This window comes from Bacillus oleivorans, from assembly GCF_900207585.1.
Taxonomy (GTDB): domain Bacteria; phylum Bacillota; class Bacilli; order Bacillales; family JC228; genus Bacillus_BF; species Bacillus_BF oleivorans.
This window is the reverse complement of sequence record NZ_OAOP01000002.1, coordinates 427,760-450,582: the sequence shown is the minus strand read 5'-3', so window position 1 is coordinate 450,582 and position 22,823 is coordinate 427,760. Positions and strand designations below refer to the sequence as shown.

At 38.7% G+C, this 22,823-nt stretch carries 23 protein-coding genes; 2 read left to right on the top strand and 21 right to left on the bottom strand.

All coding sequences use genetic code 11. The annotated features are described in order from the left end of the window. Window positions 1-105: 105 nt before the first annotated feature. From CRO56_RS05780 to deoD, 13 genes are all read right to left on the bottom strand, one after another. On the bottom strand, window positions 106-498 hold the full coding sequence (locus CRO56_RS05780; protein ID WP_097157664.1) for a hypothetical protein: 393 nt from the start codon (window positions 496-498) through the stop codon (window positions 106-108). A 334-nt stretch (window positions 499-832) separates the two neighbouring features. Next, a complete protein-coding gene (locus CRO56_RS05775; RefSeq protein WP_097157663.1) occupies window positions 833-2,617 on the bottom strand; it encodes an L-lactate permease in 1,785 nt (594 codons plus the stop codon). A gap of 363 nt (window positions 2,618-2,980) precedes the next feature. After that, entirely contained in the window at window positions 2,981-3,757 is a 777-nt protein-coding gene (locus CRO56_RS05770) for an IclR family transcriptional regulator (protein WP_097157662.1), read from the bottom strand. A 213-nt stretch (window positions 3,758-3,970) separates the two neighbouring features. Next, window positions 3,971-4,750 carry a fumarylacetoacetate hydrolase family protein gene (locus CRO56_RS05765; RefSeq protein WP_097157661.1) on the bottom strand — a complete coding sequence of 260 codons (780 nt, stop codon included), beginning with the start codon at window positions 4,748-4,750 and terminating at the stop codon, window positions 3,971-3,973. A gap of 159 nt (window positions 4,751-4,909) precedes the next feature. Further along, window positions 4,910-7,090, bottom strand: coding sequence for a malate synthase G (locus CRO56_RS05760; RefSeq protein ID WP_097157660.1), 2,181 nt, complete (start codon window positions 7,088-7,090; stop codon window positions 4,910-4,912). Window positions 7,091-7,275: 185 nt separating this feature from the next. Beyond that, window positions 7,276-8,733 (bottom strand): FAD-linked oxidase C-terminal domain-containing protein, encoded by a 1,458-nt coding sequence (locus CRO56_RS05755; RefSeq protein ID WP_097157659.1) that lies wholly within the window; start codon window positions 8,731-8,733, stop codon window positions 7,276-7,278. Further along, the gene (locus tag CRO56_RS05750; RefSeq protein ID WP_097157658.1) at window positions 8,733-10,091 is read right to left on the bottom strand and encodes a (Fe-S)-binding protein; all 1,359 of its coding nucleotides are present in this window, start codon (window positions 10,089-10,091) and stop codon (window positions 8,733-8,735) included. The genes CRO56_RS05755 and CRO56_RS05750 overlap by 1 nt, the downstream gene beginning before the upstream one ends. After that, entirely contained in the window at window positions 10,092-11,408 is a 1,317-nt protein-coding gene (locus CRO56_RS05745; protein ID WP_097157657.1) for an FAD-binding oxidoreductase, read from the bottom strand. A 298-nt stretch (window positions 11,409-11,706) separates the two neighbouring features. Beyond that, window positions 11,707-12,582, bottom strand: a complete 876-nt coding sequence (locus CRO56_RS05740; protein ID WP_097157656.1) for an LCP family protein — start codon at window positions 12,580-12,582, stop codon at window positions 11,707-11,709. A 157-nt stretch (window positions 12,583-12,739) separates the two neighbouring features. Further along, window positions 12,740-14,281: a lmo1851 family serine protease gene (locus CRO56_RS05735; RefSeq protein ID WP_097157655.1), complete on the bottom strand. Its 1,542-nt coding sequence runs from the start codon at window positions 14,279-14,281 to the stop codon at window positions 12,740-12,742. A gap of 99 nt (window positions 14,282-14,380) precedes the next feature. After that, the gene (locus CRO56_RS05730) at window positions 14,381-14,959 is read right to left on the bottom strand and encodes a YitT family protein (RefSeq protein ID WP_097157654.1); all 579 of its coding nucleotides are present in this window, start codon (window positions 14,957-14,959) and stop codon (window positions 14,381-14,383) included. A 96-nt stretch (window positions 14,960-15,055) separates the two neighbouring features. Continuing rightward, window positions 15,056-15,862: a D-alanyl-D-alanine carboxypeptidase family protein gene (locus CRO56_RS05725; RefSeq protein ID WP_097157653.1), complete on the bottom strand. Its 807-nt coding sequence runs from the start codon at window positions 15,860-15,862 to the stop codon at window positions 15,056-15,058. Window positions 15,863-16,006: 144 nt separating this feature from the next. Continuing rightward, the gene (gene deoD / locus CRO56_RS05720) at window positions 16,007-16,708 is read right to left on the bottom strand and encodes a purine-nucleoside phosphorylase (RefSeq protein ID WP_097157652.1); all 702 of its coding nucleotides are present in this window, start codon (window positions 16,706-16,708) and stop codon (window positions 16,007-16,009) included. Between the two features lie 173 nt (window positions 16,709-16,881). Between deoD and CRO56_RS23385 the strand changes: the two genes are divergently transcribed. Then, on the top strand, window positions 16,882-17,007 hold the full coding sequence (locus CRO56_RS23385; RefSeq protein ID WP_097157651.1) for a hypothetical protein: 126 nt from the start codon (window positions 16,882-16,884) through the stop codon (window positions 17,005-17,007). Window positions 17,008-17,041: 34 nt separating this feature from the next. On the opposite strand, the gene CRO56_RS05710 is transcribed toward CRO56_RS23385, so the two are convergent. Further along, window positions 17,042-17,353 (bottom strand): hypothetical protein, encoded by a 312-nt coding sequence (locus tag CRO56_RS05710; protein ID WP_097157650.1) that lies wholly within the window; start codon window positions 17,351-17,353, stop codon window positions 17,042-17,044. Window positions 17,354-17,524: 171 nt separating this feature from the next. On the opposite strand from CRO56_RS05710, the gene CRO56_RS23380 reads away from it, so the two are divergent. Further along, complete coding sequence (locus CRO56_RS23380) at window positions 17,525-17,650, top strand: hypothetical protein (protein WP_281257282.1); 126 nt, start codon at window positions 17,525-17,527, stop codon at window positions 17,648-17,650. On the opposite strand, the gene CRO56_RS05705 is transcribed toward CRO56_RS23380, so the two are convergent. From CRO56_RS05705 to glpK, 7 genes are all read right to left on the bottom strand, one after another. Further along, entirely contained in the window at window positions 17,639-18,355 is a 717-nt protein-coding gene (locus CRO56_RS05705) for a hypothetical protein (RefSeq protein ID WP_097157649.1), read from the bottom strand. The two genes, CRO56_RS23380 and CRO56_RS05705, sit on opposite strands and share 12 nt — an antisense overlap. 79 nt (window positions 18,356-18,434) lie before the next feature. Then, window positions 18,435-18,656 carry a YozE family protein gene (locus CRO56_RS05700; protein ID WP_097157648.1) on the bottom strand — a complete coding sequence of 74 codons (222 nt, stop codon included), beginning with the start codon at window positions 18,654-18,656 and terminating at the stop codon, window positions 18,435-18,437. 150 nt (window positions 18,657-18,806) lie between these two features. After that, window positions 18,807-18,968 carry a YjcZ family sporulation protein gene (locus tag CRO56_RS23375; RefSeq protein WP_097157647.1) on the bottom strand — a complete coding sequence of 54 codons (162 nt, stop codon included), beginning with the start codon at window positions 18,966-18,968 and terminating at the stop codon, window positions 18,807-18,809. A gap of 110 nt (window positions 18,969-19,078) precedes the next feature. After that, a complete protein-coding gene (gene dhaM / locus CRO56_RS05690) occupies window positions 19,079-19,453 on the bottom strand; it encodes a dihydroxyacetone kinase phosphoryl donor subunit DhaM (protein ID WP_097157646.1) in 375 nt (124 codons plus the stop codon). 1 nt (window position 19,454) lies between these two features. Continuing rightward, on the bottom strand, window positions 19,455-20,075 hold the full coding sequence (gene dhaL, locus CRO56_RS05685; RefSeq protein WP_097157645.1) for a dihydroxyacetone kinase subunit DhaL: 621 nt from the start codon (window positions 20,073-20,075) through the stop codon (window positions 19,455-19,457). A gap of 111 nt (window positions 20,076-20,186) precedes the next feature. Further along, window positions 20,187-21,182 (bottom strand): dihydroxyacetone kinase subunit DhaK, encoded by a 996-nt coding sequence (gene dhaK / locus CRO56_RS05680; protein WP_097157644.1) that lies wholly within the window; start codon window positions 21,180-21,182, stop codon window positions 20,187-20,189. 140 nt (window positions 21,183-21,322) lie between these two features. Further along, window positions 21,323-22,813, bottom strand: a complete 1,491-nt coding sequence (gene glpK, locus CRO56_RS05675) for a glycerol kinase GlpK (protein ID WP_097157643.1) — start codon at window positions 22,811-22,813, stop codon at window positions 21,323-21,325. Window positions 22,814-22,823 lie beyond the last annotated feature (10 nt).

Sequence of the window (22,823 nt, the reverse complement as noted above, 5' to 3'; positions counted from 1 at the left end):
CCTCGAGCATTGATGCATTTAGTCTAACCGTAAAGAAAGACATCATACTGTGAAAAAATCACCAATCTTATACGATCTAAAAGGGATAGATCAATATATTTACTTCTAGTTACTTTCCTTTAAATCAAGAATCATTTCGTGTATAACTTCTTTGATGTTTTGTTCAATATTTTGCTTAGAACTTTCTGTGATATAGCCAACAAGATTAAACCATTCTTCTTTACATTTCCAAATAGACACAACGGTATTAGTAAAATACTCATGCTTCTTTTCAATTCCGATTTCAATAAAGGAATGATAATCTTTTGAAAACAATTGATCTTGGTTTACTTCATATTGTTTGCGTGTGCGAACGAGTTCAATATTTAACGTAACACCTAATTTTGAAAATTTTTGACTATAGTCATTTAAGATCTTTTCGCATATCCGTTCACATTCTGATTCCAGCTGGTGAACTTGAATGCGTACTGATTCTTTTAATTCTAAAATTGGTTTCATACTTTGTCACCTCTATTAATACAGAGACACATTTTATTCCAATTTTCCTTTTAAATCAATTGATTTGACCTGACTCATTACCATAAATTCCACCGTCCGATACTATAAACCATATCAGCTAGTTATTAGTTTTGCTAAAAACATTGTTACCTACTACTAGTTTTCCTCGAAGTAAGTTAGCCAAATAAATCGTTTTAAAAATGAGAGAGATTATTTTAAAGAGAACAAAAAATAAAAAACGCAAGGAATTTGAACTTTAAATTCCTTGCGTTTTAAAAGTGGCTAAAGATTTGATTTATTTAAAAATAGTCTATGAAGTACTTTTGTTAGCAGATTATTTAACATTTACTGATTTCGCATCGCTTATTAGAAGCGCCGCACGCTTATGGTTGGTTGCAACAATATAAATCGCTGCTCCAATGATTACTAAAGCGATAAACGATCCAAGATTGAAGATTCCCTTTTGCGAAAACCACACTATCGAATATCCAATTGATCCGGCAAATAAGGCATAATACGTGAATGGGAACAATGTTTTTCGAATGACTACTCCTTCTTTCCCTACTAAACCTACTACCGCTGAGGCTGCAACGACGTTGTGAACACAAATCATGTTTCCAGCGGCTCCCCCTACTGCTTGAAGAGCGACTACCCATGTAGGATCTACTCCGATCTGTGAACCGACATCATACTGGAATAATGCGAACATCATATTACTTACCGTATTGCTTCCTGCGATAAATGCACCCAACCCGCCAATAAATGTTGCAATTAATGGCCAAAACTCTCCTGTTAACGCCGCAACGCCGTTTGCTAATTCAATCGGCATCCGGTCAAAGCCAGCTGCTCCGCCGTCTGTATTTAAGAACACTTGAACCATTGGCACTGTAAAAACAAGTGCTGTTGAAGCAGCCACAACTGTTTTTCCAGATTGAGCCCATGCCCGCTTGTATGCGCTTCCACTCATCCCATGAATAAAGAACGTAATGAGTGATACGACAATAAAGATGGTGCCTGGCAAATATAATGGCTGGAAACTGGCAGTGATACCAGTACCAAACATTTCCTTGAATGAAACCGTCCACGACTGAAGCCACCCCATTATAGGAAGCGCTTCCAATCTTGTCAATACAAGAAATAATCCAACTAATACATACGGTGTCCATGCCCGAATCATGCTTATACTGCCGCTTTTGTGGGCAATGTCTTTAATTTCCAGTCTGCCAACCCATTCCGGGTCCCATTTTGATTTTTCATCAAAATCCCAGACTTCGTCCTTTGGCGGCATTAGGAATCCTTTTTTAGCCGCGGTAACAACGATTGCAAGACCAATTAATCCGCCTAGCATAGATGGGAACTCTGGCCCAAGCAGATTAGCTACAATAATATACGGAATGGTCATGGCAAAGGCAGCAAATAACGCAAATTTCCAAACCTTAATTCCTTCCGTAAATGATTTATTTTTTCCAAAGAATCTAGTCATTAATGCCACAACAAAAAGAGGGACAAGTGTGCCTGTAAGCATATGTAGAAGCGCAACCTTTGTTCCAATCATAGTGACTAATGAAAGGAAGTTGTCAGTAATGCTTGGATCTGCAGATAATCCTGATTGAACTCCTAAAAGAATCGGTGTACCTACTGCTCCAAATGAAACCGGTGTACTTTGAATCACCATGCCAGCAACAACGGCTGCCATCGCAGGGAACCCTAATCCAACCAATAATGGCACTGCTACTGCAGCTGGCGTCCCAAAACCTGCAGCTCCTTCAATAAAGGATCCAAACAGCCAAGCTATAATTATTACTTGAATACGTCTGTCCTCAGAAATATCAGTAAATCCCTGGCGAATCGTTTTAATACCGCCACTTTCTTGCAGTGTGTTTAATAATAGAATCGCGCCAAAAATAATGTACAGCAATGTCCCTGCTACGACAAGACCATTAACTGATGCTGCGGCTACATTAGCCATTGGTACCTTCCAAACAAACAATGCCAGCACAATAGCAACTAAATATGAAATCGGCATAGCTTTACTGGCCGGCCATTTAAGACCTACTAAGAAAATCGCCACTACTAAGATGGGAAGAAGTGATAAGAAAGCTAACATTCCAGTACTCATAAGACATTTTCTCCTTTCTGTTTGGTAATAAGAAACAACGTTTCTGTTTTATTGCGGAATAAGCAACACCAAATACATAGCTAATTAACATTTTTTCGCGATGTACCTGATCCTATCTAATATTATACAAGGTTTCACTTCATTTTCAACAATCTTTAGAAAATTGTAAATAATAAAATAAAGGAACGGATTTTTGACCCGCAGAAACCAATTTTGACCGATAGAACGTGATTTAGACCCGCACTACCAATTTTTTAAACAAGTTTTTTACCCTCTTATGGAAAACAAAATCGAAAATTTTATATTCCTAAACAATAAAAAAATGTTCTCTTCTCATAGAAAAGAGAACATTTTTTATGTTTTTTACTGCATTGTATTTACAAACCCTAGTCTTGAAGAAATTTGTTTCCCGATTTGCTGCATTCGAAGTTTAAGGTGTTCCATTCTTTCTCCTGACATTCGCATGGTTGGTCCAGATACACTCACTGCAGCAATGACTTTTTCTAAATGATCAAAAATTGGTACGGCAATACAAGTAATTCCGTATTCATTTTCTTCTAAGTCAAGGGCGAAGCCATTCTGTTTCACTAGCATCAGTTCTTTCAAAAACTGATCTTTATTGGTAATTGTATTTTCAGTATGTTTTGGTAATCCCTTTCGTTCAAGAATATCTAATATGACACTTGTCGGCAAATGCGCCAGGATGGCTTTCCCTACTGATGTACAGTGCATGGGTGCTCTTTTTCCAACCCTTGAATGCATCCGGAGGATTTCAGTTCCTTCTAACTTTTCAATATAAACTACTTCACCTTGATCATAAACGACCAGATGTATAACCTCATTTGTTTCTTTTTCAAGTTCTAATAAAAAGGGTTTTGCTTCTTCCCTTAAATCAATAGACTCCAGAAGCCTAGAGCTTATCTCTATAAATTTAAGTCCTAGCTTATAACGGCCAGTTTCATTATTTTGCTCAATGTATCCATATTTAACGAGCGTTGATAGGATTCGATATACTGAGCTTTTGTTTATATCTATTTGATTGGCGATTTCTGTTACTCCTAATCCGCTTTTTTTCAAACTTACCAGATGAATAATATCTAATGCGCGGCTTACAGACTTAACCATATTTTCTCGATCCACGAACTTTCACCTCTGGTGCTTAACGTATTAGAAAGATTATAGCACAAATACATCCTGGCATTTAAAAACTAGGCTGTTTTCGTAAAGTTTGTTGTTTTCAGGTGTGAACATTGACCGTTCCTTTTCGCTACAGGCACTTGCCTTCCGCTACAATCCACTCTTCGTGATACTGTTGTTTAAAGCAACAATCTCAGAAAAAACAGCCAAAAACTTTTAATAAGATTTCACACTTTCCTTTAATGATACAAATGTATTTTTTAATGTGCCGATTTCTTTAATTACACATTCAATAACGTCTCCTGAACGAACAAATTCTGCTCCGACAGGACTTCCTGTCAAAATAACATCACCCGTCTTCAATGTCATCACTTTTGTAAGATAAGAAATCATTTTCCGAATGGGAATAATCATTAGTTTGGTAGAACTGTTTTGTTTTTCAGTATTGTTAAGTCTCGCTTCAACATGAACATGAAAAGGATCAAGGTCCGTTTCAATTACTGGGCCTATTGGAGTAAAAGTATCAAAGGATTTTCCGACAGTCCAGTGTCCGTCCTTATGGAAGAATTGAGGTGCCGTTACGTCGTTTCCGACAGTATAACCAAACACATAATCGAGAATCTCTTCTTCAGGGACATTTTTTGCCTCTTTTCCAATTATGACGGCCAATTCCGATTCAAATTTTACCTGATCAATTCCAGCTGGAATTACAATTTCCTCTTCAGGTCCAATGACTGAAGATGTTGGTTTGAAGAAAAACACTGGAATTTCTGGCAATTTACTAGGAAGATCTTCAGCTTTTGACACATAATTAGCACCAATGCCAATGATTTGATTTGGCTCTAATGGTGCAAGAAGCCTAATTTGGTCCTGAGTAAAAGTATTGCCCGTATAATTCCAGTTTTCAAAAATATTTCCCTTAATCTCTCTAATTATCTCATCTTGAAGAACCCCTGTTAAAATTTTCGAGTTTACAGCAAATCTAATAAATTTCATTGAATAACAACTCCCTTCAGCTTACAGAATTTGTTCAAAAACAAAATGTGCCAAAGCACCTCCAAATTAGGTTTACATGGCTTTTTTCGTATATACATGAAATGGAGGTACCTGGCATTTAATTTGAATACTAAGACAGCAGACTGTGGAAATTTAATCCTATTGTTTAATCGGGTATTTAGCTTTTGCTTCGATACGGCGGCGGTGCAAAATTGGCTCAGTATAGCCGTTAGGCTGGTCATAGCCCTTAAATATCAAATCGCAGGCAGCTTGAAAGGCAACGGAATTATCATAATCCTTTGACATTGGCCGATAATCAGGATCACCCGCATTTTGTTCATCAACCACTTTTGCCATTCGTTTTAATGTTTCCATAACCTGTTCTTTCGTACAAATTCCGTGATGGAGCCAGTTAGCCATATGCTGACTGGAAATCCTTAATGTGGCACGGTCTTCCATAAGTCCAATATTATTTATGTCTGGTACCTTTGAGCACCCAACGCCCTGTTCAACCCAACGGACTACATAGCCAAGAATTCCTTGGGCATTATTATCTAATTCTTGCTGAATTTCTTCAGGAGACCAATTCGGATTTTTAGCAACCGGAATCTCCAAGATTTCATCCTGCAGGTTTGCAGCTGATTTTGCTAATTGATTTTGGACGGCTGTGACGTCAACTTCATGATAATGTAAAGCGTGTAATGTCGCCGCGGTTGGTGAAGGTACCCATGCTGTATTGGCGCCAGCGCGTAAATGGCCAATCTTCTGTTTAAGCATTTCAGCCATCATATCTGGCATGGCCCACATTCCTTTTCCAATCTGAGCCCGCCCTTGGAATCCGCTGACTAAACCGATATTAACATTTGACTTTTCATAGGCGTTTAGCCATGTGGTTCCTTTCATGTCATTCTTGCGAATCATTGGTCCTGCCTCCATTGAAGTATGGATTTCATCACCGGTTCTGTCTAAAAACCCAGTATTAATGAAAACGACCCGATCCTTAACTTCACGGATGCATGCTTGTAAGTTCAAAGATGTGCGCCGTTCTTCGTCCATTACACCAATTTTAAGAGTATTTCCCGCTAAACCAAGCATATCTTCCACCCGGTCAAATAGAAGATTCGCAAAGGCAACCTCTTCGGAACCATGCATTTTCGGTTTTACAATATAAATAGACCCTTTTTTGGAGTTTTGGTATTTTCCATTTCCGAGAAGAGTATGCTTAGCAATTAAGCTTGTAACCACCGTATCTAATATACCTTCTTGAATCTCTTCGCCATTTTGATCTAACACGACATTAATGGTCATTAAATGGCCAACATTACGTACAAATAACAGGGATCGTCCTGGCAGCGTGATTTCATTCCCGGCTGGAGTTTGATAAACCCTGTCAGGATTTAATTTGCGCGTCATTATTTTGCCGCTTTTTGTGAAAGCTGCTTCTAAATCACCTTTCATAAGTCCCAGCCAGTTGCGATAAACAAGAACTTTATCTTCCGCATCTACGGCAGCAACAGAATCCTCGCAATCCATAATTGTAGTAACAGCTGATTCCAGCAGGATATCTTTTATTCCTGCATCATCGGTTTTCCCAATTGGATGGCTTCGGTCGATTTGAATTTCAAGATGTAAACCGTTATTCTTTAACAATACTGCAGATGGGTTGTCAGGCTGTCCTTGGAAGCCTATCAGCTTCGACGGATCAGCTAATCCCGTTACCGTGCCATTACTCAGTGTTACAGCTAGATTTCCATCCGCAATGGCATAATGTATAGCCAGTTTATGAGATCCCTCAGTTAACGCCGCTGCTTTATCTAAAAATTCTCTTGCAAACTGAATCACTTTTTCACCGCGTACTGGGTTATAGGAGTCTTGAATATCAGCCCCGTTATCCTGACTGACCGCATCTGTTCCGTAAAGGGCATCATATAGGCTTCCCCATCGGGCATTAGCCGCATTAATGGCATACCGTGCATTATTTACCGGAACGACTAATTGCGGGCCAGCTTGTAAAGCAATTGAATCGTCTACACTTTCTGTCGTAATGACAAAATCTTCAGCTTCTGGTTCTAAATATCCGATCTCCTGCAGAAATGACTTATATTCATCAAAATTGAAATTTTCTTTATGTTCTTTATGCCAATGATTCAATTTGGCCTGGAGCCCATCCCGCCGGGCTAGCAGCTCTTTATTTATGGGCGTTAAATCATGTACTAAAGTTCCAAAATCAGTCCAAAATTTGTCAGCCTCTATACCGCTCCCAGGAAGCACTTCGGTATTGATAAACTCATAGAAAATTGAAGCTACCTGCAAATTCCCTGCATTTACATAATGACTCATTTATTTTTCCTCCTAACGATTATCATTACTTTGATCCATTTTGTTTCTTATTAAGAAACACCGTTTCATTATTTCTTTAAAAAGAATATCATGCAGCTAAACAAAGTTCAATAATTTTCATAAAATTCTGCTTTACTGTTTAAATACCATGCCAAACTACTTTTGATTTAAACATTGATAATTGGTCATGATCCTGCTGCAGCCTTTATTTCTTTCTTTATTTCGACACATCTTCCCGGACTTGGGAAAAGCTTTCCTCCATTTAATAGATTGTGAGGATTGAAAACTTCCCGAATATCGGTTTGCGCAATAATTTCCTCATCTTTAAAGATAAAACGCATTTCTTCTCTCTTTTCAATCCCGACACCATGTTCGCCTGTAATGGATCCGCCTGCATCTGCGCAAGCTTGCAGACAGGCACTGCCTGCTTTTAAGGCTTTTTCTGTTTCCCCAGGAATTCTTGCATCAAATAATACGAGTGGATGAAGATTGCCATCACCTGCATGAAAGATATTCGCAATACGCAGTTGGTAATCATTACTGATCTCGTTAATTCTGTTTAATACTTCAGGCAATTTGCTTCTTGGAATGACACCGTCCTGTACTAAATAGTCAGGCGAAATAGCTCCCATTGCACCAAAGCCCGTTTTACGATTGGCCCACCATCTTGCACGTTCTTGTTCATTTTCTGCTACTTTTACTTGACGGACATTTCTGCTTTTACATACCTCAAGTATTTCATTGATCTGCTCTTCGATTCCAGCCGAAATACCATCAACTTCTATTAATAAAAGAGCTTCTATATCCTTAGGATGACCAACAGGAAATGCTGCTGCCTCAACACCCTCAATGGCTGTTTTATCCATCATTTCTAGAGCGGCAGGGACGATCCCTTTAGAAATAATATCTGATACGGCCTGGCTTCCATCTGAAACGTGATCAAAATAAGCTAATACCGTTTGTTTTGCTTCAGGATTTTTCAAGATTCGAACCGTTATTTTTGTGACTATTCCCAATGTCCCTTCTGAACCTGTTAATAAGCCAAGCAAGTCATATCCAGGTGCATCAGGAATCCCATTTTGACCTATTTCAATGATTTCCCCATTTGGTAAAACTACTTCTAAACCGAGAATGTGATTTGTGGTTACGCCATATTTTAGGCAGTGTGCTCCGCCGGCATTCTCTGCTACGTTGCCTCCGATTGTACAGCAATATTGGCTGGAAGGATCTGGAGCATAATAATAGCCTTTGTCAGAGATCGAGTTTGTCAGTTTAAGATTAACAAATCCTGGTTCTACTACCGCACGGCGATTCTCTAAGTCTACGCTTAATAGACGTTTCATTCTGACTAAACTGATAATGACCTCTCCATTGACTGGAATAGCTCCGCCGCTCAAACCCGTTCCGGCTCCGCGGGCCAAAAATGGCAAACCGTTTTCCGAACAATATTTTGCCAGTTTTGCTACTTCCTTTGTATCTTTTGGGAAAACAACCGCTTTCGGCAAATGCTTATGAAGGGTAAAACCATCACAATCATAGGCGATTAAATCTTCTTTTTGATAAAGAATGGAATGGGCTCCTCCTACTATTTCAGCAAGATTCTGTATATGCTTATCCTTTGTTTTCATTTTCAATCGCACCATTAGCTCTCATCCTTTTCACGATCTTCTTTTTGGTAGGCCCAATCTAGCAGCTGAATAGTATGGACAACTTTTTGGTTCCTCCCATACTTTTGCACTCCCATGGCCATCTGAAGCATACAGCCAGGGTTGCCCATAGAGATCATTTCAACATCTTCAGGCACATTTTCCATTTTTCTGTCCAGAATTTCACTAGCCATATCTGGATTTGTGATATTATAGATCCCGGCACTTCCACAGCAACGGTCGGAATTTGGCATGTGTACCATTTCAACTCCAGGGATATCAAGCAATAAATCGCGCGGCTCTTGACGTATACCCTGGCCATGAGCCAAATGACAAGCATCATGGTAAGTAATCCGAGTTTTGATTTCTGCTTTCGGTTTTTCATAGCCGGTATCATAAAGATACTTTGATATGTCTTCTACTTTTGCGGAAAACTCTTCCGCTCTTTTTCGCCATTCAGGCTCTTCCCGAAATAGTTCTGCATATTCCTTTAACATACAGCCGCAGCCTGCTGCATTTACAATAATTTTTTCCTCATCCTTGAATGCTTCGATATTTTGCCTGGCAAGCCTCCTCCCAGTTTCCCTGTCACCTGCATGAACATGTAAGGCCCCGCAGCATGTTTGATTTTGAGGAATCACAACGTTATTGCCGTTACGTATTAATACATTAATTGTCGACTCATTTACATCGCTAAACATAACATCCATGACACATCCAGTTAAGAGTGCTACTTGATGTTTTGTTTCCCCTTTAGCCTTAATCACTTCTTCATTCTTATATTTTTTTCTGACGGACTGTTTTACTTCCGGCATAATCGCTTCCATTTGCACTAAATGCTTTGGCATAATGTTGATAAATCCAGATTTGCGTACAACTTTCTGCAATCCGCTCTTTTGATAAAATTTCAACAAGCTGCCTGCTGCATTTAAACGACTATGATATGGGAACAAACCTTCAAGGAAAAATTTACTTACTATTCCTTTCATGCCTGTAAAAGGTATTGCCTGACGAATTTGACCGCGTGCCTCTTCAATCAGCCCTCCAACATCGACATCAGCAGGACAAGCTGTTGTACAAGCCCGGCAATCTAAACAGGCAAACACAGGATCCATAAACTGCTCATTAACTTCAAGCTTACCTTCAGCAACTGATTTAATAAGATAAACACGTCCGCGTGGGGAATGCTGTTCCTGTCCTGTTAACTCGTAAGTTGGACATGATTCCAGACACATCCCGCAATGCACACAATCAGCCCATTTGTTTTCATCAGGCGGATCGTTCCATAAATAATTGCTTAGGCTGCCTGATGTACAGGCAGGTGTCTTTTGTAAATCACTTTCTTTAATTCTCATTTAAATCCCTCCCACAAATCGTTTATCGTTGAGAGTCCGATTTGGATCCACTTTTGTTTTAATACCTTCTAGAAGGAAAAAGTAGGAAGGTTTATCACCCCAAACACTTGTTTTTTGTCTAAGTGAAAAGGGTAAGTGTTTCACAATTACGTATCCGCCTAAGCTTTTAACAAATTCTCTTAAATCATTAATGGCAGATAGAATATCTTCGCCTGCTCCCTTCAGGTATACTTGACACAACCCATGTCCCAATCCGCCATGGGCATCGATTAAAAGATTATGAATATCCTGTAAAACATGACTTTCTTTTATAACTTTAAGAACATCCAGGTTCACAACTCCGATTTTTAGAGCAGCCTCAGTTTCAGCCCCTGATTTACCTTTTGGTGCAATGATATGAAAAGCATCCCAGAAGTCTTTCGCTTCATTTTGTTGATGAATGGTGATTCTTGTACTCATAGGCTTTATCTGTTTAACAAACTCCTCCTGATAATGGACAGAGCTTTCCACATCCTCAAAGCTGATCGCCAAAGTATATTGCTTTCGACCTGTCAGCCTTTCTGATAGCGAGGGTCCTAATAGTTCTAATGCGACAGGCTCCATCATTGAATCTAAAAGTGAAACAGCAAATGACCGGATCTCCTCAAGATTTCCTTCTGGGAATGAAAGAAGTACAAGACTTTCATATTTAGCCAGCGGCTTTAGCTTTACTGTCACTTCAGAAAGGACGCCGAGAGTGCCCATTGAACCTACAAATAATTTATTCATATCATAGCCGGCCACATTTTTTACTACTTTGCCTCCAGTCCGTATAACGGTTCCGGTTGGATATACGACTCTCAATCCAATAACTGTATCTCTTGCCGACCCATAGCCCAAACGTTTGGGACCGCTTTCATTTGCAGAAATAATCCCTCCAATGGTTGCCAGTTCTGGCGATGATGGGTCTAGGGCAATCTTTTGGTTATAATCCGCTAAATAGTTTTGTATTTCTTTAAAAGGAGTACCAGATTTTACAGTTAATGTCATATCACCGGCTGCATGCTCAATTATCCCTTTATAGTGAGCCATTGATAATAAAAAATCGGCTGTTTCCATTTGACCGCCAAACCCTCTTTTTGTACCCCCTCCTTCAATGAAGATTTTTTTTCCGTTATTGTTAGCTAACTTAAGGACTTCAGAGATTTCTTTTTCTGATTTCGGATAAACAGTGACTTGACCGTTATTACCGAGTAAATCATTTGAATTATTTTTTATTTCCACTCGAATTTCTGGCAAAACATCTTTTAATTTTGAAAAAAGTTCTGTGCCAGCCATTACAACACCACCTGTTTTGTAATAAGAAACACCGTTTCTCAAAAAAGCCAAAAATAAAACAGTCCTAATTCTCTGTTTGTATTAGTACAGTGCTCTCCAATAAGTCTTCCAAAAGTTTAAATGTTCAACCACCGTATGTTTTGCCTGATTTGGTTTTATTAAAACATTCATATGAGCATTTTTCAATATTTTTTTGGAATTTAATTAAGATTCTAAATATTATATTTTCCTGATTGTTATAACGTTTGTAAAGTCCATGCTTTACAAAAAAAAAAACTGGACAAGTATCGATGGATACTTAGAGTCCAGCTTGATAAAACGAGTCTATTTCAGGCTGATAGGCTTCTAATTGATGTTCCTCCGTACCAACATCGATATCTGCCTCTCCTTCAACAGGAACACTTTCTAATTTCACTTGTTCGACATCTGTTGCTAATGAAGAAACCAGTGATAGCAATTGATTAAAATCCATATCTGTTTTTACGTACTTTTGGCTCTCTTTTAGCAGGCTTGGGATTTTGATCATTCCCTCAATACCTTCGAGATTAGACGTAATCGTGTCTTTCAACGTGCTGATAACTTCAGGCTGCATCAAAACTAGCCCGAATTCATTTGAAAACAGATCCTCTCCATGCAATGTATACGTACCGGCTTCTTTATTAAGACCCAGTTCATTAACCATGTCGTCCGTAATCGTAACTTCAATTCCTTCTGGTACTATATCATTTACTAATTTCGCAAAACCCTCTACATCCACGGTAATCATATAGTCAATCATTGTATTGAAATGTTCTTCTGCTTTATTTTTTATGTCTGCTTGTTCGATATCTGAAATCACGTTCTCCTGAAATAAATCACTTATAGCAATCTCAGTCATTTTTATATCATTTGATTCTGGTTCCAATTGTGCAAAAACGGCGGGAAGAGAATTCGCGTCTCTATTTTTTTGTTCCGCCACTAATAGAAATGTTTTTTCTGAATTCCCGTGTTGCGAAGGCTCTTCGTTTTCTTCTGAAAGAAGGTCTGGGAGATTTGGCACCTCGTCAATTGGGTTCCAGTAGCTTTCTTGCTCCAGGTTGGGATTACTAACATCCTCTTGATTGACCCACCACAGCATACACCCAACTAACAATGAACCGATGATTAATAAAAATCCGGTAAAAAGTTTAAACACTGCAAGTCACCTCATTCTACTTCGAATCCTAGTAGACATTTTGGGACTAATTCTAAGAATATATACCCTGCATTGGTATGATTTTGATATTTTCGGGTAAAATAATGGGCTGCATAAAAAAAACGTCCCCGATAGGGACGCTTATTAATTGCAATATTTATTGCTTTGCCATATTCGCTGTAATAACCTCAACAGCTTTCTGGATTTGCGTATCATTTTCTTGAATAGACGCACTAAATCGATTCATTAACTCGACTGTTGTGTCAGACGATAAAATTCCTGTTTCCTCAAGTTTCGCTGCTTTTTGCAGGGCAAGTACGGCATTTTTAGTATTTTCATCAAATAATCCGTCTACTTTACCAGGATTATATCCAATCACTTCAAGCATTTTCTCAGCTGTTTCAACTTCTTTGCTCTGAATCGATTCTTTTAATTCGGTTTCTGGGTTAATATAAGGCAAAAACGCAAACTCAGGCAAGGATACTTCGTAATCTGGCTTTACCCCTTTTTCGTGAATCCATTCACCAGATGGAGTCAGCCATTTAGCTGATGTTAATTTTATGTTTGATTTGTCGTCAAAATCATAAGCAGTTTGAACAGTTCCTTTTCCAAAAGTCGTCTTGCCGACTAGCGGAATTCCCGCAGATTCAGACACTGCAGCAGCTAAAATTTCAGAAGCACTTGCACTTCCTTCATCAATAACCACCACAACCGGAATATCAATTGGATTCTCTTCTGCTGATACAAACTGTTCTACTTTTCCATCTTTTGTTTCTACTTGGAAAAGAATTTCATCTTTTGGAACAAACAAACTGGAAATGGAGACAGCCTGGGTTAAAAGTCCGCCAGGGTTTTGCCGAATATCTAATACAAGGCCTTCCATTCCTTGTTCTTCTAATTCTTGGATTGTTTCTCTAAGTTCATCGGTCGTATTTTGAGAAAAACTCGTTATTTGAACTTTTCCAATACTGTCATTAATCATCTCACCATAAACAGTTTGGATCGGAATTTCGTCCCTTGTTATGGTAATATCCATGGTCTCTTCTGCACCTGGTCTTTGAATCGTTAAAATCACATCTGTTCCTTTTTCCCCGCGAATTAAATTCACAGCTTCGGTTGCACTGTAACCGCTAATACTTTCCCCGTCTACAGCGAGAATAATATCTTGGGGTTTTAAACCGGCCTTTTCCGCAGGTGATCCCTTAATAGGGGAGACAACCATGATATAGCCATCTTTCTCTTGAATTTCAGCCCCGATTCCTTGAAAGGAAGAAGAGATTCCCATGTGGAAGCTTTCTGCTTCTGCCTGATTCATATAGTCCGAATATGGGTCTCCAAGAGCTTCCATCATACCGTTAATCGCACCATCTACTAAAGCCTCTTGATCAAGTTCATCGTAGTATTCTTTTTTCAATATATCATAAGCTTCAAACAGCTTATTAAATTCGGTTCTAGTCGGTACTCCAACCTCCACTACTTTTTCGTCTCCAAACGCTAAGGCAAAGGTTGTAATGCCGGCAGTTAAAAATACCACAAAGAAAAGCAACATTACAAAATGAAACGGTTTAATTCTGACCCATCTTGAACCGTTTCCTTCCTTTTGCTCTGTGGCTTGTTCTGCTGTTTCATCCTTAACTTCAGCTTCCGTTAACGGTTCATTATTTTGAAGGTTGTTGTTTTCATTATGATTTTCTGTCATTTTCTTCACCACTTTCATCTTCAAACAATAGGGTCATTAAATCAGTAAGATATCTTATAGAATAGCATGAAAATCTAAGTTTGAATACTTGAAGAAGTTTCAATTTATTGAAGGCTTTCCGAAATGAACAAGGGTACTGGTCGCGAATCCGACAGCTGATACCGCCAAAAGCGAATGTAAAAAGGCATATGTACCAATTATTCTACATCCAATTAAAAGAACGATACCATCGATAATAAAAATTATGACGCCTACATTCCATTTTGTCCAATAAGAAATACATTGACCTACTAAATCTGATCCCCCTGTACTTGTTTCCACTAAAAGCATAAGTCCAATCCCAGTTCCAATTAATATTCCACCAATTAGGGCACTGGCAATAATCGGAAAATGAAACCAAGTTGAAATAGGTGCTGTTAAATCTATAAATAAAGAAGAAATCAGTAATCCATGAATACTATTGTAAAACAATGATCTTTTAACAAAAAAAGCCATTATAAATAAAGGGATACTCCCAAAAAGGATTACAAGTCCCGTAGGAATCCCCCATAAATAATGAATAATGAGACCAATCCCGATCATCCCGCCATCAAGCAGATGATATGGTACAAAACAACCGTTAATACCGATTGAAAGCAGAAAACTCCCAATTATGATATGTATCGCTTTAAGCAGCATAGAAATCCAACCTTTTAAAAGTTTGTACCAGTATATGAAATAACTGGTACAAGCTTTCCTAAAGGTTGGAATAATATTTATGCACCCATGCCTAATTTACATTTTTTCAACGTTTTCAAAGTATTCTTCAAATGTCCATCCTTTTTCAGCCAAAACAGCGGCCGTTTCCGTTCCCACATATCGAAAATGCCATGGTTCATACTGATAGCCGGTGATTTCTTCTTTTCCTTTTGGATATCTTAAAATAAATCCAAACTCATGTGCATGGCTGACTAACCATTGTCCTTCCTTTGTGTTTTCAAATTCTTCGGTTAGCATCCCTCCGACACTTTCTGCGGTAATATCCATAGTCAAACCAGTCTGATGTTCACTCTTTCCCGGCAAAGCAACAGCTAGCTCTGCATTTTTAGCTCCAACATTTTCAACCTCTTGCTGAAAGAGAAAGTTCTGCGTATCGTAAGAGCGAAACCCTGATGTAGCCAATAATTCTATACCCTCTTGCTGAGCTGCGTGAAACATTCCTTCTAACGCGTTGGCTGCTTCTTTACGCATATAACTTTTTTCAATATCCTGATCCCCGAAAGCAAAGGTTACATTCGGGCGAACCAAGTCATCTGGGTAATAATCTGCCGGAAGGGCGTATTCTTTGTTCACTAAAACAAGCAGATTTTCCGGATTAGTAATCGTCGGAACCTGATTAATTACTTCAATTTCATTAAAAAATTCGGGTTTGAGTGTTAAGGAGCTTTCTGTTTTCTCATGATTTGCGGGATGTTGTTGCTGCTCTGTGTCCTGAACCGTTTCTGAATGAATGGTTTCTGATTCTTTTTCTACTTTTTCAGCTTGGTGACTGCAGCCGGCTAACAGCAATATAGCCGTTGCCCCGATTAAACTTTTTTTCATTGTAATCCTAACTCCTCATCCTTGATGTTTTGCTCTTGAAGTCCAAGCCCTATTGTATCATGAAATTTAGAATTTGCTGATAGGAGTTTTGACTCTTTTATTATAAAAAAAGCTTGTTCTCCAGTAGAGAACAAGCTAGCAAAGTTATTTTAGTGCTGCTTCTAAAGCCACTTCGATCATTTCGTTAAAAGTTGATTGACGTTCCTCAGCTGTAGTGGCTTCACCGGTTAAAATGTGATCACTTACCGTAAGGACGGCTAATGCTTGACGGCCGAATTTAGCAGCGAGTGTATAAAGAGCAGCCGCTTCCATTTCGACGGCTAAAATTCCATATTGTGCCCACTTTTCATGTTCTGCATTATCATTATAGAAATGATCCTCAGAAAGGACATTCCCAACCTTTAATTGTAAACCTTTTTGAACCCCTGCATCGTAGGCATGTTTTAATAGCTCAAAATTAGCCGTTGGTGCATAGTCAACTCCGCCAAATGTAATTCGATTCATTTGGCTGTCTGTCGATGCAGACATGGCTAAAATCACATCTCTCACTTTTACATCCTTTTGAATCGCACCGCATGTGCCAACACGAATTAATTTTTGTACATCGTATTCTTGCATAAGTTCATTAATGTAAATAGAAATTGAAGGAACACCCATTCCAGTTCCCTGAACAGATATTCTTTTTCCTTTATATGTACCTGTGTATCCAAACATATTTCGAACTTCATTATAAAGCTCCGCTCCTTCCAGGAAGGTCTCAGCTATATATTTAGCACGCAATGGATCTCCAGGTAATAGAATCGTATCTGCTATTTCTCCTTTTTTAGCACCTATATGTACACTCACGGAACATTCCTCCTGAAACGATAAGTTAATTTCAACATGATTCACTATACCATAAACTGCATGATTCGAAAAATATTGTCTTTAGCTCTAGAAGTAACCATCATTATTTTGGGGCTATGGTAAATGATAATATACGAAAAAACATTACTTTCTAATAAGAAGGGAAGAACAATATGGGTAAAAAACATAGGAGCCGAATTAATGAACAGAAGAAGAATAATCATATTCCTGCCGAACAAATCATAGCTGAACATGAAGCACATGCGAAAGAACATCAAGCCAAAAAACGTAAAAGATAATGTAACATAACATTAATAAATAGCTGGGTGGCTTTTAGCGGATATACATCCGATGGATTGGGAAAAAGCCACCCGGCTTTAGCTGATAATAATAATGTCCATTCATCCCCTCATCGATAAATACGATATCTCCCGTAGCCATATATCTGGTATTGTAGCCTTCTGGGAGTAATTCTTTTACGTTTAACATGCGGAACACCTTGTACATAACGTCGTAATGATCGTCACCCTCAACCTCATTCCGGTAAACTGATCTATAACCCCTTTTTTGCCCATATTTAGGGGTTTGAAACACCGTAACGTCATACGCTTTTACCTCTACGTCTATCGTTTGCGTCTTTCTCATCCTCTTCTCTCCTTACATCCATTCTTGGTTAATGAACATATTAGCGAACAGGAGGATGAATTCCTTTATCTAGTTTTAACGAGTTTTGTCGAAACCAAATATTTTAGTCATTTCTAGCATTTTTTTTCATAGAATCCTATTACTAGAGTAGAACAGAAACGGAGTATTTATATGAATATGGATCATAATCAAGAAGATTATTCACGGATAGAAGCATTAATGGATTTTGTAACCAGACTATTTTTTATAGGTGCACTTGTATGTTTTATTCCTTTTGGTCTGCAGCTATTCTTTTAAAAGTTTATTCTCCCTATGAATTTTAGCCATTTCTTTTGCTAAAATCTTTAATTTTTTCACGGTCATTTTCATACCGGTTTTATATTCTTGATTGCCAAACCATTCAAATAGCAATTTATAGTCGTTATATAAATCAAGGAGCTGATCCACTGCTTCTTTTTTTTGTTCTAATTCAGACTTTTTAACCGGCTGATTCGTGCCATTTGCCTTTTTCTCTAAGCTTAATTTATTGGAAGGAGACTTTTTGTTCGTCATATATAGAAATCCAAGCTTTTGCATGTAGGTATCTGCAGCTTGAGCATCGGCTATTAAGGTTAAATCCTCTTCTCCTACTTCTAGCCATTGGCCGTCTTTTACACTCGAAAGCTCATAAACCACATCTTCCCATGCATCTTCTTTATAACGCCAAATCTCTGTTCGAAATCCGATAACTTTAAATAATTCAGCCCCTCTGCCCTTTACCTGGACTAAGTCTCCAATAATAAATTTGTATTCAATATCAATTTGTTCCTTATTCACAACTTCTCCATCATATTCAGACAGTAAGACTAAAGCAGATTCTAAAAATAACCCTTCACTGTGGTTTATTTCATATACATAGGTTTCTTCTATCGTTTTTACATTTGTAACTTTTCCAACCGTTCCATACATCACAATAACAACGGTATCACCGACATTAAACCTTGCTTTTTTTCGTTTTTCCATAGCCTCCCATCACCTGCACATCGATAGTTGTACGTTAGTATATGCAGGAGACAATTCTTTGGGGAAGGGACAAAATACCTCATCTTTCCTCTGACAGATAAAGCTCCCAGGCCCTGTCAAACACCTTCATCGATGTAAGGTATTCGCCATACATTTCTAAGTAAGAACTTATTTCATGATAATCATCCGCCAGCTTAGGAAAAGTATGATCCTGATAAGCATCGTTAGCAAATTCTTCTATATCGTTTTTAGGCTCAATATTCCTATATTTCATTAAATAATGATAAAATGATCTGGCCAATTTAATCACTCCCTTAATGATTATCAGTTTAGCACGACCTTTTGCCTGTCACCACCGGAATTTTTCAAACACAACTCTAGAATAACCTTTATATTGAACAAAAAACCTCCAAGAATGGAGGTTTTTTGGCTCTTATCTTTTTATTTTGTCTTACTTGGAATAACAAACAGCACCAATGATAATGAGCAGAATGAACAGCACTACAATTAACGCAAACCAGTTACTGTGACAAGGATAGTAAGCAGGTGCTGCGAAAGCCGGTGCTGCGAAAGCCGGTGCTACATTTGATGGAAATGCTTCATTTGGGTACATGGGAATTCCTCCTCAGGTAAAGATTCAGGTTCACTACTACGTTATGAGTTAAATGTCTAGATGGACTGTGTATTCGCCCATGTTCCCAAAAGATTTTAGGCTTTTAAACCCTAAAATTGATCTTTTAAATTTTTTATAATTGTATCTAGCCCTTTTCCTATCCCTGATTCAACAGCTGCTACATAGGCTCCTTCTAAAATTGGTATATTGTCAGCAATCCGAATTTGATCTTTACCTGACAATTCAACTGCAATCTCTGCATTCATCATAGCACTGCCTAAATCATAAAAAAGGATCACACCTTTTTCATTATATGCCTTCTCGATCGCCTGAAGAATTTTATCGATACTAGTCCCAATCTCATTCTCATCCGTTCCTCCTGCAAGTTCAATCGGAACGTCAGATACGACTTGATTCAAAATATCTTTAATTCCCTCTACTACCTTATAACTGTGTGAAATTAGTACAATCCCTACTTTGTCCACTTTATACACCTTCCGTCATTACTTCTGTAAGTGATTCAAATAAATAAAAGGAAGAAACTGAACCAGGGTCTAAGTGACCGATTGAACGCTCACCTAAATACGATGCTCTTCCCTTTATTGCCTGCATATTCTTCGTGGATTCCATCGCCTTTTTGGCTGTTTTTAAAAAAACATTCCAATCAATCTCATCATTTTCTTTAACATAATTTAAAACAGGAATCCAAACATCAAGTAATGTTTTATTTCCTTTATTCGCTTTTCCCCTTTGCATAATCCCTTGAATTGCTTGCTCCATTGCAGCCAGAAAAACTGCCTGGTCGATAGAATTTTTGTCCTTAACAGCTAAAGACATTTTTAAAAAGGCTGTCCCATACAAAGGTCCAGAAGCCCCTCCTACTTTGGCTAAAAGAATCATTGCCACATCCTTAAAAACATCTGAAACTGTTTCATAGTCAGTAGCAGTAAGCTTGTTTACGACCTCCTGGAATCCCCTCGCCATATTAATACCGTGGTCCCCATCTCCAATTGCCTGATCGAGTGAAGTTAAATATTCCTTATTATTTTGTATCTTAGTATTAGTTGACTCTATCCATTTTTTTGTTAACTCAACCGTAAATTGCATAGCAATCCTCCTCGTAATCCAATACGTCCTGTTAGAAATAGGGAAAGGTAGACCCAAGGGAAATAAAAATCCTCATGTTCCTACCTTCTTGGCACAGCTCCGAAATGTTTGCTATTTGCGAAACGCCGGTGCGTTTGATTCAGCCGATAGTAAATCTTTTAATTCGTCATCCAATTTTAATAAAGTTACCGAACATCCTGCCATCTCCAAAGAGGTCATATAATTGCCTACGAACGTTTCAAATACTCGTATGCCTTTTTCATTCAACATTTCTTGAACTTTACGATTTACAATATAAAGTTCCATTTCAGGTGTAGCCCCTAAACCATTTATCAATACAGCTACCTCGCTGCCTCTTGGTACCTCTAAATCTTCTAAAATTTTTGAAGTCAGCTGCTCGGCAATTTCATCTGCTGTTTGAATGGTTTTTCTTTCAATTCCTGGTTCTCCATGAATTCCAATCCCAATTTCCATTTCATTTTCTTCTAAGGTAAAACTTGGTTTTCCAGCTTGAGGCACTGTACATGGACTAATTGCCATACCCATAGACCGAACATTTTGAACTACTTTTTCTGCTACTGCTTTGATTTCAGCTAACGATGCACCTCTCTCTGCTTTAGCTCCTGCTATTTTATGAACGAACACAGTTCCTGCAATGCCGCGGCGGCCAATCGTGTAGGAGCTATTTTCTACAGCAGCATCATCATTTACAATAACCTGATCAACCTGGATTCCCTCAGCTTCTGCAAGCTCGGCTGCCATTTCAAAATTTAAACAGTCGCCGGTATAATTTTTTATCACCATGAAGACTCCTGCTCCACTATGAACAGCTCTAATCGCTTCCAATACTTGATCTGGAGTAGGTGATGTAAAAACTTCTCCTGCGACAGCCGCATCTAACATGCCTTTCCCCACATAACCTGCATGAGCAGGTTCGTGACCGCTCCCGCCTCCGCTAATGATCCCGACTTTATTTGGAACGGGGGCATCCATTCTTGTAATAACCGTTGTATTTTCGATTCTTTTCAATTGATTTGGGTAAGCGGCCACGATTCCATTTAGCATATCCTGTACGACATTTTCAGGATCGTTAATAATTTTCTTCACAACTTCTCAGCTCCTCTTCGGGTCTATGAACCATGGAAAATTCTATTTTATAAAAATCGCAACCTTCTCTTTTCATAAAAGACTGGAGAGAAGATTGCGAACCTCTTGAAATAACTAATCCAATAAGTATTAGTATTTAATTACTTAAATTGGCGCGTAGCTTCCACTGCTTTTTGCCAACCTTTATAGAGCTCTTCTCTTTGGTCATCGGCCATTTGATTAGTAAAGCTGCGATCTATCTGCCATTGTTTCGCAATTTCTTCTTTACTTTCCCAATAGCCAACTGCTAATCCAGCTAGATAGGCAGCCCCTAAAGCCGTTGTTTCACTCACGACTGGACGATCAACATTTACGCCTAAAATATCACTTTGGAATTGCATGAGAAAATTATTTTGTACAGCGCCGCCATCTACCCGCAGTGTCTTTAAATCAATGCCCGAGTCAGAAATCATGGCATCTAAAACATCCTTTGTTTGATAAGCTAAGGACTCTAGGGTAGCGCGGATAAAATGTTCTTTTGTTGTGCCTCTCGTAAGGCCAAACACAGCTCCGCGAGCATCACTGTCCCAGTATGGTGTGCCTAGTCCAACAAAGGCCGGAACTACATATACCCCGTCCGTGGAGTCAACTTTTGCGGCATAATCTTCACTTTCAGGTGCACTGTTTACCATTTTTAATCCATCACGTAACCATTGAATTGCAGAACCGGCAACGAAAATGCTGCCTTCTAATGCATATTCAACCTTCCCATCTACTCCCCACGCAAGAGTCGTCAATAACCCGTTTTTCGACTTTACACCCTGTTCCCCAGTGTTCATAAGCATGAAACAGCCTGTTCCATAGGTGTTTTTAGCCATTCCTGTTTCAAAACATGCTTGCCCAAATAAGGCTGCCTGCTGATCTCCGGCAATTCCAGAAATCGGTACTTCATGGCCAAAGAAATGGTAATCAATTGTGCTCGCATAAACTTCAGATGAAGGGCGAACTTCTGGAAGCATACTAGCTGGGACTTCTAAAATTTCTAATAGCTCCTCATCCCACTTCAAATCATAAATATTGTACATAAGGGTACGAGAAGCATTTGAGTAATCGGTCACATGACGCTTGCCGCCTGAAAGCTTATAGACAAGCCATGTATCAATCGTTCCAAACAGGAGCTGACCATTTTCAGCCTTTTCTCTCGCTCCTTCAACGTTATCCAGGATCCATTTCACTTTAGTTCCTGAAAAGTAGGCGTCGATCAGTAATCCTGTCTTATCTCTAAAAAGGTCATTGTAACCCTTTTCACGCAAGTCCTTACAAATCCCTTCAGTTTGCCGTGACTGCCAAACAATTGCACGATAAATAGGTTTACCTGTTTCTTTATCCCATACAACCGTCGTTTCTCGCTGATTCGTAATGCCAATTCCCGCCACTTGTTCAGGATTAACATCAGCCTTTCGAAGCACTTCTGCGATACAGGCTAAAATGGATGTCCAAATTTCATTGGCATCATGTTCAACCCAGCCTGGCTTAGGGAAAAATTGTTCAAATTCTTGCTGGGCGATCTCCACGATTTCACCTTTGTGATTAAAAAGAATGGCACGTGAGCTGGTGGTTCCTTGGTCGAGAGCTAAAATAAATTTTTCCATTCAGGTTTCC

What these genes read in the sequence shown, in the direction of transcription:
- CRO56_RS05745 (WP_097157657.1), bottom strand. Translation starts at nt 11,408, where the DNA reads ATGGCTGGCACAGAACTTTTTTCAAAATTAAAAGATGTTTTGCCAGAA.
- CRO56_RS05755 (WP_097157659.1), bottom strand. Translation starts at nt 8,733, where the DNA reads ATGGTGCGATTGAAAATGAAAACAAAGGATAAGCATATACAGAATCTT.
- CRO56_RS05775 (WP_097157663.1), bottom strand. Translation starts at nt 2,617, where the DNA reads ATGAGTACTGGAATGTTAGCTTTCTTATCACTTCTTCCCATCTTAGTA.
- CRO56_RS05730 (WP_097157654.1), bottom strand. Translation starts at nt 14,959, where the DNA reads ATGCTGCTTAAAGCGATACATATCATAATTGGGAGTTTTCTGCTTTCA.
- CRO56_RS23380 (WP_281257282.1), top strand. Translation starts at nt 17,525, where the DNA reads ATGAATATGGATCATAATCAAGAAGATTATTCACGGATAGAAGCATTA.
- CRO56_RS05750 (WP_097157658.1), bottom strand. Translation starts at nt 10,091, where the DNA reads ATGAGAATTAAAGAAAGTGATTTACAAAAGACACCTGCCTGTACATCA.
- dhaL (WP_097157645.1), bottom strand. Translation starts at nt 20,075, where the DNA reads ATGCAATTTACGGTTGAGTTAACAAAAAAATGGATAGAGTCAACTAAT.
- CRO56_RS05765 (WP_097157661.1), bottom strand. Translation starts at nt 4,750, where the DNA reads ATGAAATTTATTAGATTTGCTGTAAACTCGAAAATTTTAACAGGGGTT.
- CRO56_RS05710 (WP_097157650.1), bottom strand. Translation starts at nt 17,353, where the DNA reads ATGAGAAAGACGCAAACGATAGACGTAGAGGTAAAAGCGTATGACGTT.
- CRO56_RS23375 (WP_097157647.1), bottom strand. Translation starts at nt 18,968, where the DNA reads ATGTACCCAAATGAAGCATTTCCATCAAATGTAGCACCGGCTTTCGCA.
- CRO56_RS05760 (WP_097157660.1), bottom strand. Translation starts at nt 7,090, where the DNA reads ATGAGTCATTATGTAAATGCAGGGAATTTGCAGGTAGCTTCAATTTTC.
- CRO56_RS05705 (WP_097157649.1), bottom strand. Translation starts at nt 18,355, where the DNA reads ATGGAAAAACGAAAAAAAGCAAGGTTTAATGTCGGTGATACCGTTGTT.
- CRO56_RS23385 (WP_097157651.1), top strand. Translation starts at nt 16,882, where the DNA reads ATGGGTAAAAAACATAGGAGCCGAATTAATGAACAGAAGAAGAATAAT.
- CRO56_RS05735 (WP_097157655.1), bottom strand. Translation starts at nt 14,281, where the DNA reads ATGACAGAAAATCATAATGAAAACAACAACCTTCAAAATAATGAACCG.
- glpK (WP_097157643.1), bottom strand. Translation starts at nt 22,813, where the DNA reads ATGGAAAAATTTATTTTAGCTCTCGACCAAGGAACCACCAGCTCACGT.
- CRO56_RS05780 (WP_097157664.1), bottom strand. Translation starts at nt 498, where the DNA reads ATGAAACCAATTTTAGAATTAAAAGAATCAGTACGCATTCAAGTTCAC.
- CRO56_RS05725 (WP_097157653.1), bottom strand. Translation starts at nt 15,862, where the DNA reads ATGAAAAAAAGTTTAATCGGGGCAACGGCTATATTGCTGTTAGCCGGC.